Consider the following 8080-nt stretch of genomic DNA (forward strand, 5'->3'; position numbering starts at 1 on the left):
CCCCAGCCGCTGGCCGATGCCCTGCGCGACGCCCCGGCGGGTGGCGGTTCGGCGAGTGGCGGGAGTGCCGCCGACGGCAAGCCCGGCGACTACCCCCTCCTGCCCGGCGTGGTGGTGGATCCGCTGTTGCTGGAACGCTTTGGCGTGCGGGTGGGCGACGTGATCAGCGTGGGCACGCAGCGTTTCCGCATTGCCGCAGCCCTGCTGGGCGAACCGGACCGGGTGGTGCAGGGCATCACCTACGGGCCGCGCGTGCTCATGTCGTTGCAGGGGCTGGAACGCACCGACCTGCTGGTGCCCGGCACCCTGTTGCAAAGCGGCGCGCGGATACGCCTGCCCGCGCCCGGCGAGGCGGTGCGTGTGGCTCTGGACGCCGCGCCTTCCGCCACGGGGAGCGGTGCGGCATCACCCACGGCCCCTGCCGGGCCGCCCGGGGCATCTTCAGCCGGAGGCTTTCCAGCAGCAGGCTCTCCATCACCCGCATCCCTGCGCTCCGCCGACGAGGCCACGGTGACGGCCTTCGTCGAGGCGGCGCGCACCGCCTTTCCAGATGCCGGGTGGCGCGTGGAATCGTACAACCGCGCCGTGCCGCGCATCCGCAATCTGCTGGACCGGGTGGACACCGACCTCATGCTCATCGGCATCGCCGCGCTGCTGGTGGGCGGGCTTGGCATAGCCGAGGCGGTGCGCGGCTACCTTGCCAGCCGCATGGCCTCCATCGCCACGCTGAAATGCGTGGGCGGCGGCGTGGCCACGGTGCTGTGGACCTACCTTTTTCAGATACTGCTCATCGGCGGCGCGGGCATCGTGGCCGGGTGCGCGCTTGGGGCTGCCGTTCCGCCCCTGGCCGCCGGGCTGACCGGCCAACTCATTCCCGTGCAACTGGATGCGTCCATCCACGCGGCGCCCCTGCTGCGCGCGGCCCTGCTGGGGCTGGCCATCCTGCTGGCCTTTTCGCTGCGGCCCCTGCTGCTGGCCGGGGCGGTGCGCCCGGCCACCCTGTTCCGGGGTTATGTGGCGGGCGGCGGTAACGGGCTGTCGGGGGTGGGTCGTGTGCTGGTGGGGTCGGGATTTGCCGTGCTGGCAGGGCTGGTATGGCTGTTCACGCCAGACGCGCGGCTGGCCTTCGGCTTCATGGTCGGGTGCGCAGGGTGCTTCGCGGTGTTCCGCGTGGTGGCCTGGGGCCTGCGGGCCGGGGCGCGCCGTGCGCCGCATGCGGGCAATCCCAGTGTGCGGCTGGGGCTGGCCTCCATCCATCGGCCCGGAGCGCCTACGGTGAACATGGTCTTTGCGCTGGGCCTCGGCCTGACCGCGCTGGTGGGCATCGCCCAGATCGAGCGGAACCTCAGCGCGTCCCTGGCCCGCGATCTGTCGCGCGATGCCCCGGCGTTCTTCTTCATCAACGTGCTGCCCGACCAGGTGGCGGAATTCGAGGCGTTGGGCAACGCCCCCGGCGTCACACGCATTGACAATGCCCCCATGGTGCGCGGGCGCATCGTGCGCATCAAGGGCGTGCCGGTGCAGGACGTCCCCGTGGCTCCCGAAGCCCAGTGGGCCGTGCGCGGCGACCGGGGCCTGAGCCACGCGGCCACACCCCCGCCGGACACGGAACTGACGGCGGGCGCATGGTGGCCGACCGACTACAGCGGACCGCCCATCATATCCCTGTCGGACGATCTGGCGCGCGGCTTCGGCGTGACCGTGGGCGACAGCCTGACCTTCAACATCCTGGGACGCGAGGTGACGGCCACCATCGCCAACGTGCGCAAGGTGGACTGGATGACCTTCCAGTTGCAGTTCGCCGTGCTGTTCGCGCCCGGCCTGCTGGACCGCGCTCCGGCCACATGGGTGGTGACGGCCTATGGCGACGGTGCGGGCATGGACGCCTTGTACCGCACGGTGACGGCGGCGCAGGCCAACGTCACGGCCATCAGCATGCGCGAGATCCTGGGCGAGGTGCGCGTGCTCATGGAACGCATGGGCGTGATGTTCCGGGCCATGGCCGGGGTGATGCTGGCCACGGGCCTGCTGGTGGTGGCCGGGGCCATTCTGGCCGACCGGCAGCGGCGCATCTACGACGCGGTCATCTACAAGGTGTGCGGGGCCACCCGGCGGGACATCCTGCTGGCGCTGGTCACGGAATTTTTGACCACGGGGCTGGTCACCGGGCTGTTCAGCGCGGGCACGGGCACCCTGGCCGCATGGGCTGCCGTGCGCGGCCTGCTGAAACTGCCCTTTGCCGTGTATCCCGGCGTGGTAGCGGGCACGGTGGCCGCCTGCGTGGGCTTTGCGCTGGTGTTCGGGCTGACGGGCACGGCGCGCGCCCTGAAGGAAAAGCCAGCGCCGTATTTGCGGAACGAGTAAGAAAGGAAACCGTCGAGCGCGTTGGGGCGGAAACGAAAAGGCCCCACGGACATGTCCGTGGGGCCTTCATCATCATGGTGGGTCGTGCGGGGCTCGAACCTGCGACTCTCTGCTTAAAAGGCAGATACTCTACCTACTGAGTTAACGACCCGAAAGGGAGAGGTCTTATACGCTGGGTTGCGTTCGGCGTCAAGGATGCCGCAACGCATGCTCCGCAAGGTCCGCGGAGTGTCGTCCGGTCTCCCTGGCTATTCCGCCGTCACCCGCTCCATGCCGCCCATGTAGGGGCGCAGCGCTTCGGGGATGACCACCGATCCGTCTTCCTGCTGGTAGTTTTCGATGACCGCCACCAGGGCGCGACCAACGGCCAGGCCCGAACCGTTCAGGGTGTGCGCGAATTCGGGCTTGCCGCCGCCCGCCGGGCGGAAGCGGATGCCCGCGCGGCGCGCCTGGAAGTCGCCGCAGTTGGAGCACGACGAAATCTCGCGGTAGGCGTTCTGGCCGGGCAGCCAGACCTCGATGTCGTAGGTCTTGGTCGACGAGAAACCCATGTCGCCCGTGCACAGCGTGATTACCCGGTAGGGCAGGCCCAGGCGCTGCAACAGCACCTCGGCGTGGCCGCGCATCTTTTCCAGTTCGTCGAACGACCGTTCCGGATGGGCGAAGCGCACCATTTCCACCTTGGTGAACTGGTGCTGGCGGATCAGGCCGCGCGTATCCTTGCCGTAGCTGCCCGCTTCGGAGCGGAAGCACGGGGTCATGGCCGCGTAGCTGATGGGCAGTTGCGCCTCTTCCAGCATTTCGTCTGCGTGCAGGTTGGTCAGCGGCACTTCCGCCGTGGGAATCAGAAAGTAGTCCCAGCCCTCGAGCTTGAACAGGTCTTCCTCGAACTTGGGCAGGTTGCCGGTGCCGGTCAGGGTCTTGCGGTTGGCCATGAACGGCGGGATGATTTCCGTGTACCCGTGCTCGGTGATGTGCGTATCCAGAAAGAAGTTGGCGAGAGCACGTTCCATGCGGGCCGCCCAGGTGCGGTACACGGCAAAGCGGCTGCCCGCCAGCTTGCCCGCCCGCTCGAAGTCCAGCCCGCCAAGGGCGGTGCCGATCTCCCAGTGTTCCTTGGGGGTAAAGGTGAAGGCGCGGGGGGTGCCCCAGCGCAGCACCTCGGGGTTGTCGGCCTCGCTGCGGCCAAAGGGCACGGAGGCGTCGGGAATATTGGGCACGGCCAGCAGCCAGTCGTTGACGGCGGCCTTCACCTCTTCGGTTTCGCGGTCCAGGTCCTTGATGCGGTCGGACAGCCCGGACAGGCGTTCCAGAAGCGGGGCGGCGTCCTCGCCCGCGCGCTTCATGCGGGCCACTTCGCCCGAGGCCTTGTTGCGTTCGCCCTTCAGGGCTTCCACCTCGGCCAGAAGGGCGCGGCGGCGTTCGTCCAGGGCGGTGAATTCGGCCATGTCGAGCGACGAGCCCCGGTCGGCCAGGGCCTTGGCCACCACTTCGGGGCTGCGTTGCAGCAGCTTGAGATCGAGCATGCGGGGGTTCTCCTTGTGGAAAAAAGACGCCGGAGAATACCCGCATCGCGCGAGGGGCGTCAACCGCGCGTCGCGTGGCCGGTGCCCGATGCTTCCTGGGGCTGGCGTGCCGTGAGGGGGGCGGGGTGCGAAAGGTGAGCGGACAGGGCGATGCGTCGAGCGGCGGTCGGAACGGCTTTCGTGACGCGGATCGGAAGGCTCGAGGGGGCTGCTTTGGGCTGGCCATGCGGGCAACGGTGCATGGCCCGAGGGGGGGGGCGTAGGGAAGGTGCTGCGCGTTGAACGGGGACCGGAAAGAGCGGCTTCGTGCGGCTCCTTCCGGGCCAACCCGACGGAGGGTGGCAAGACCCTGCCGTCAGGCTGTCCCCGTGCGCCGGGCCGGATGCCCGATGCCGGGCGGGTGACCGGCGTGCGCGCGGGGGCGGACGCCGATCAGTTGTCGGTCATGACCTCGGGGGCGACGCGCATCTGTTCGGGATGCATTTCGCGCAGGTAGTCGATGAGGGTGGGGTAATCCTCGTCGTAGACCATCTCGTCGCTGTCGTCGCGCGCGTAGAACCCCGCCCAGGCGGGAGCGCGCAGCGAGGGGGGCAGGCCTTCGCGCGATTCGTCGGTAAGCCACACCACCACGTTGGCACCCTTGCGCACCAGCGCACGGGTAAACGCAGGCACGCCGCGCGGGGTCAGCGCGATGACGTAACCCAGCGCCAGCAGGATGCGGTGGGCGCGGGTACGGGTGTCCTGGATGCGGCCGATCTTCTTCAGCCGGTTGCGGAACAGGGCCGCCTCGCTGTCCTTGCGAGGCTGGATGTCCTGCCGCGTCACGGGAATGCTGGAATGACGGGCGGGCATGGGGGAATCCTCCATCAGAGAGTGTATCCGTCCCGGATGGTTCCGGGCGCTGTTTGATTGAACAGCCTACATGGTTGCGCTGTCAATCATTATCTTCACTATGGGAGTTGAGATGGCCCATGTCAATGGTGAGAGTGAAGGCTCAACAGGCCATGGTGGGGGTAGAATTTTTTGAATTCGGCCCCGAGAGCCTTGTCCGGCTTGGGTGAGCGAACGCCCAATGTCTTGTGAAATAAGGAATTATCAGCAAGTCCGGGGTGGGTTGGCCGCACGCGGCTGTCCGGAGCGGGACGGTCAGAAAAAATGTCTGAGCGAACAGTTTATATGCTGCCACGCAGGCAAGGTTCAATTTTTTTTACGGCACGTTCTGCCGCTGTATGGGGTGAATGGAGTGTCCTTTTGTGTAACGGCAAGAATTGACAGGATAAAAAAAGAAACCGCCCGATTGGGGCGGTGTTGGCACGCAGGTTGCTATAACCGAAGTACCTTCCTTTCTTTTGCAGACAGCTTTTCCTCCAGAACGGCTTGCGGGCGGTCCGCAAGCCGTTCTGCGTTGTGGCGCGCGGTGTTCCGGCATCCGGTGAGCACTGCCGAAGCCTGCGCCGCGGGTGTCAGCTCTGCACGGCCTTGTTGACCATGTTCGCCACGGCGCGCGCGGCATCCTCGTCCACATCCACATACTTCAGGCCCAGCAGGTAGCCTCCGGCGGAATATTCCGCGCGGGTCACCTCGGCTATGGCTTGCAGGTACTGGTCGGCGTCGTTCTCGTACACCTTGAAGAACCCGGGAGAATACTTGTTCAGCGTGGGGATGTGCACGCGCACCTGCAACTTGGTGCCCGGCTCGAAGGTACGGGGGCTGTGCACGCTGAGCCCCCCGGCGCTGATGTCGCAGCACTGGGTTTCGAAACGGCCCTGGCTGGACGGGGGAAACCTGATCTCGCTGGCCTCGACGGGAAAGGGCTTGGGAAGCCGGCAATGCTTGCGTCGGTCGTTGGTGGAGTCTGTCATGGTCCCGAAGTCTCCTGGCGGGGGTGGAAATGAGACCGGGGGCGCGGTTCCTGCCGCCGCCCTTCCTGCAAGGGCGGGGAGCGCTGCCCGGCGCTGCTCCTGCGGGCCTCCGGCCCGAGCCATGCACCAAGGGTATCACACGCGGTGGTGCCGCGCCACCCCGCCTCGCATCAGGCCGTACAGAATAACGCGGACGAGGGAAAACCCTGTGGCGCAAGGGCACGGCGGGGGATGGCGGAGGGCATGGCACGCCCGGTCGAGCCGTCTGGCGCATGCACGGGTGTGCGCAAAGGCACGCGGGCAAGGAACCGGCACCGTTGCCGAGCCTGCAACGACGGGCCGTTTCTTGCCGTGTCTGCCTGGATTCGATGATGTAAGTGATCATTGACTTTCCGGCGCAAAGGATTATCAGGGGCGGAACGTATACCTGTCACGGAGGAATTCAGCCCATGCTCAGAATTGCCCTGCCCTCGCGAGATGGCATCATTGACGAACATTTCGGCCACTGCGAGTATTTTACCCTGCTGACGGTGGACGAGACCCGCAACATTGTGAAAGAAGAGCGCCTGACGCCGCCCCCCGGCTGCGGGTGCAAGTCGAACATCGTGCCCGTTCTGGTGGACCTTGGCGTCAGCGTCCTGGTGGGCGGCAACATGGGTGAAGGCGCCGTGATGACGCTGCGCCGCCACGGCATCGACGTGGTGCGCGGCGCGTCCGGCCCGGTGCATGACGCCGCCCGGAGCTGGCTGGACGGCCGCCTGGCCGACCGGCAGGAATTGTGTACATCCCACGGCCATCACGGCTGCGGTAACCATTAGCGGACCGCCGACGGGCTTCGCGGGGCGAAGCGTCGGGCGGCGGGCCGAAGGATCGACCCACATGTCCGAGACCACGCTTTGCCCCTGCGGCTCCGGCCTTGCGCTGGACGCCTGCTGCGGTCCCTACGTGCGCGGCGAAAAGCCCGCGCCCACGGCGGAAGCGCTGATGCGCTCGCGTTATTCCGCCCACTGCCTGCACGCTTTCGACTACCTGGACACCTCCACCCACCCGGCCATGCGCGAGGAAGTCAGCGTTGACGAAATGCGCGCCTGGTCCGAGGCCGTGGACTGGAAGGGGCTGGAAGTGCTGTCCGTGAAGGGCGGCCAGCCCGGCGACGAGACCGGCGAGGTTTCGTTCGTGGCCCACTACGTGCTGGGCGGCGTGCCGCAGGAACTGCGCGAGGACAGCTTTTTCCGGTGCGAGGACGGCGTGTGGTACTACGCCGACGGCCTGGTGCACGGGCAGGAGCCGTTCCGCCGCGAGGCCCCCAAGGTGGGCCGCAACGAGCCCTGCACCTGCGGCAGCGGCAAGAAGTTCAAGAAGTGCTGCGGCAAGTAGCCTGAGCGCCGCCTGATTTTGCGCCGGGGATGGAGGGAAGCCTTCCGTCCCCGGCGTTTGCGTTTCGGGCGGATTGGTGGGGTATGGGCATGCAGGCGTGCGGGCAGATGACGGGCATTGACGGCCCGCCCAGCCAGCCCCGCCCTGCCAGTCACCGGCCAGTGCAGCGGGGCAATCCCGCCCTGTCCCAACCAGTCCCGTGCCGTCCCGGCCTGTCCCGATCGGTCCCGATCGGTCCCGACCAAACGCGTGCCGTCCCGCCCCCTCTTGCCCTTCCCCCCGGTATCTGCTTTGCTGCGCGCAATCACGGAGCATCGCCATGCGCACCTTTCTGTTCGTTCCGCCGTTGCCCCGCATGACCGGGGGCCTTGCCGTGCTGTACCGCATGGCCGCGCACCTGCATGCCGCCGGGTATCCGGTGTTTCTCGTCCCCCGCGAAGGGGGCGCGCCCGGGCTTGATCTGGACAATCCGCCCGCGCCGGTCATGGCCTGGGACGAAGCTGCCAGCGTCGTGGCCCCGCACGACGTGTGGCTGGTGCCGGAAGGCTGGGTCAACGCACTGGCCCCCGGCCTGCGCGCGGGCGCGCGGTGCGTGGTGTACGTGCAGAACTGGGCGTACCTGCTGTCGTCGTTGCCGCCGGGCGTGGCCTGGCCGCAACTGGACGTCTCGTTCCTGGCCGTGTCCGACCCGGTGGCCTGGTACACCCGCGAGGTGACCGGGCGCGAGGCCCCGGTGCTGCGCCCCGGCATCGACCTTGAACTGTTCCATCCGAACTGGACGGAAGGGGCAGACGGGTCGGATGCCCTTGCAGGCGGGGATGCCGGAGCCGCCATTCCCGACGGCCCCGCGCACGGGCCGGTGCGCATCGCCTGGATGCCGCGCAAGAACCGCGCGCTGGCCCAGCAGGTGCGCGACCTGCTGTCCGCCCGGCTGGCCCTGGCCGCCTCGCG

At 67.8% G+C, this 8080-nt stretch carries 6 protein-coding genes, 1 tRNA gene and 1 pseudogene; 4 read left to right on the top strand and 4 right to left on the bottom strand.

The genetic code is table 11. The annotated features are described in order from the left end of the window. Nucleotides 1-2364: ABC transporter permease (locus FVW27_RS02395; protein WP_167122436.1), on the top strand; the 2364-nt coding region annotated here is incomplete at its 5' end. 75 nt (nucleotides 2365-2439) lie between these two features. Here the strand turns inward: FVW27_RS02395 and FVW27_RS02400 are convergent. The 4 genes from FVW27_RS02400 to FVW27_RS02415 form a co-directional block, all read right to left on the bottom strand. Next, a tRNA-Lys gene (locus FVW27_RS02400) sits at nucleotides 2440-2515 on the bottom strand. Nucleotides 2516-2612: 97 nt separating this feature from the next. Continuing rightward, nucleotides 2613-3890, bottom strand: a complete 1278-nt coding sequence (serS, locus tag FVW27_RS02405; RefSeq protein WP_167122438.1) for a serine--tRNA ligase — start codon at nucleotides 3888-3890, stop codon at nucleotides 2613-2615. A 432-nt stretch (nucleotides 3891-4322) separates the two neighbouring features. Next, entirely contained in the window at nucleotides 4323-4742 is a 420-nt protein-coding gene (locus FVW27_RS02410) for a hypothetical protein (protein ID WP_167122440.1), read from the bottom strand. Between the two features lie 611 nt (nucleotides 4743-5353). Next, nucleotides 5354-5752, bottom strand: a complete 399-nt coding sequence (locus FVW27_RS02415; protein ID WP_167122442.1) for a PilZ domain-containing protein — start codon at nucleotides 5750-5752, stop codon at nucleotides 5354-5356. Between the two features lie 449 nt (nucleotides 5753-6201). Here FVW27_RS02415 and FVW27_RS02420 point away from each other — a divergent pair, with 449 nt between their 5' ends. The 3 genes and pseudogenes from FVW27_RS02420 to FVW27_RS02430 form a co-directional block, all read left to right on the top strand. Continuing rightward, the gene (locus tag FVW27_RS02420; RefSeq protein WP_167122444.1) at nucleotides 6202-6570 is read left to right on the top strand and encodes a NifB/NifX family molybdenum-iron cluster-binding protein; all 369 of its coding nucleotides are present in this window, start codon (nucleotides 6202-6204) and stop codon (nucleotides 6568-6570) included. Between the two features lie 61 nt (nucleotides 6571-6631). Beyond that, nucleotides 6632-7129 carry a YchJ family protein gene (locus FVW27_RS02425; RefSeq protein ID WP_035067829.1) on the top strand — a complete coding sequence of 166 codons (498 nt, stop codon included), beginning with the start codon at nucleotides 6632-6634 and terminating at the stop codon, nucleotides 7127-7129. A gap of 319 nt (nucleotides 7130-7448) precedes the next feature. Beyond that, nucleotides 7449-8080, top strand: a pseudogene (locus tag FVW27_RS02430) (glycosyltransferase family 4 protein); the annotation flags it as partial.

Source organism: Nitratidesulfovibrio liaohensis (assembly GCF_011682075.1).
GTDB lineage: Bacteria > Desulfobacterota > Desulfovibrionia > Desulfovibrionales > Desulfovibrionaceae > Cupidesulfovibrio > Cupidesulfovibrio liaohensis.

What these genes read in the sequence shown, in the direction of transcription:
- FVW27_RS02415 (WP_167122442.1), bottom strand. Translation starts at nt 5,752, where the DNA reads ATGACAGACTCCACCAACGACCGACGCAAGCATTGCCGGCTTCCCAAG.
- FVW27_RS02420 (WP_167122444.1), top strand. Translation starts at nt 6,202, where the DNA reads ATGCTCAGAATTGCCCTGCCCTCGCGAGATGGCATCATTGACGAACAT.
- FVW27_RS02410 (WP_167122440.1), bottom strand. Translation starts at nt 4,742, where the DNA reads ATGCCCGCCCGTCATTCCAGCATTCCCGTGACGCGGCAGGACATCCAG.
- FVW27_RS02425 (WP_035067829.1), top strand. Translation starts at nt 6,632, where the DNA reads ATGTCCGAGACCACGCTTTGCCCCTGCGGCTCCGGCCTTGCGCTGGAC.
- serS (WP_167122438.1), bottom strand. Translation starts at nt 3,890, where the DNA reads ATGCTCGATCTCAAGCTGCTGCAACGCAGCCCCGAAGTGGTGGCCAAG.